This is a genomic window from Mesorhizobium sp. LEGMi-168a, from assembly GCF_058312955.1.
The window spans coordinates 1-1,033 of sequence record NZ_JBZEGV010000156.1 but is presented as its reverse complement, the minus strand read 5'-3'; the positions used below and the strand labels follow the sequence as shown (position 1 = coordinate 1,033).

Here is a 1,033-nt window from a genome sequence, read left to right as displayed (position 1 = left end):
ACCCGAGGGTCCTGGGCGAACAGGACCGCGAGAGAGCGATGTCGCTGTGGATCGTAAAGGGCGAGCGATCGCTCCAGATATTCACGGGCAATAGCCACCTCGCCGCGAAGGAAGGCATCGGTGCCGACGATGCGGTTGCCAACGACCTCAGCGGCCAGATCCTGTTCTTCCCGCGCGCGACGCAGCAGTTCCTCTCCTGCCTTCCGGCCCGCCTCCAGCTCCGCCCGCACGACATGGAATACCCAGTCCCCGTAGAGGACAGGGAAGAGCCGATTTGTGTCACCGAGCCGTTCGCATAATTCGCGTGCTCGCGCGTTAGCCCGCCCAACTTCTGGCGCTGCCCAGCCCTTGGCAGTCATCAGCGCGACGCCAATGGCGACTTGCAGGTCGAGTTCCTGCCGCCATCGCGTGGCATCATCAGGTAGGGCTTCAAGCAGCTCCTGCCCTCTTGTCAGATGGGTAATCGCTTCTTCTGTTGCGGAGCGAGCAATCTCCGCTTGCCCGGCCCTGAGCCAGTAAGTGATCGCTGGTTCTGGCAGCCCCGCCTCCGTGTAGTGCTGGGCTAGAAGTTCGGGTTGCGCTTGGACCATTTCCGGGAATCGCTGCTCGATTACATTGGCGATTCCCGCGTGCAACCGCTGTCGTTTCGAGCGCACAAGGGTCGCATAGGCCGCGTCGCGCACGAGCGCATGCTTGAAACTGTAGGTCGCCTGCGGCGAAGTCCCGTGGCGGAACACCAATCCCGACGCAATAAGATCGTCCAATGCTTGCTCCACCTCGCTGGTCGGCAACGGCACGGCAGCCATGAGCAACTCGTGCGAGAATTCTCGTCCGATTGCGGCCGCCACCTGCGCAACCTCTCTGGCGGGGGCAAGTCGGTCGAGCCGGGCCAATAACGACTCCTGAAGCGTGGTGGGGATCGCTATGGCCGACAGTGGACTTGCGAGAGCGTAGTGATCGCCCTCGTCCCTTAGTAGGTTGGTTTCGATCACGGCCCGCGTCAGCTCTTCCACGAAAAGCGGCACGCCGTCGG

The 1,033-nt window shown here is 62.6% G+C and carries 1 protein-coding gene; it reads right to left on the bottom strand.

Annotated features, from left to right (window positions below; translation table 11 throughout):
* Window positions 1-1,033: ATP-binding protein (locus AC4FWB_RS34600; RefSeq protein WP_491030701.1), on the bottom strand; the 1,033-nt coding region annotated here is incomplete at both ends.